This window comes from Pantoea sp. SIMBA_079 (assembly GCF_046940275.1).
GTDB classification, from domain to species: Bacteria; Pseudomonadota; Gammaproteobacteria; order Enterobacterales; family Enterobacteriaceae; genus Pantoea; species Pantoea borealis.
This window is the reverse complement of record NZ_JAWRYR010000807.1, coordinates 1-243: the sequence shown is the minus strand read 5'-3', so window position 1 is coordinate 243 and position 243 is coordinate 1. Positions and strand designations below refer to the sequence as shown.

1 pseudogene is annotated in these 243 nt (G+C 67.5%); it reads right to left on the bottom strand.

Annotated features, from left to right (window positions below):
• Positions 1-243: pseudogene (gene aceE / locus SB719_RS22180) on the bottom strand (pyruvate dehydrogenase (acetyl-transferring), homodimeric type); the annotation flags it as partial.

Here is a 243-nt window from a genome sequence, read left to right as displayed (position 1 = left end):
CTCCTGGATGATCTTGCCGTTGCCGCGCACCGGGCCGTCGAGGCGCTGCAGGTTGCAGTTGATGACGAAGACCAGGTTGTCGAGGCCTTCGCGGCCGGCGACCGAGATCGCGCCGAGGCTTTCGGGCTCGTCGGTCTCGCCGTCGCCCATGAAGCACCATACCTTGCGGTCGGACCTGGGCATCAGGCCGCGCGCTTCGAGGTACTTCCAGTTGCGCGCCTGGTAGATCGCGGCGATGGGGCC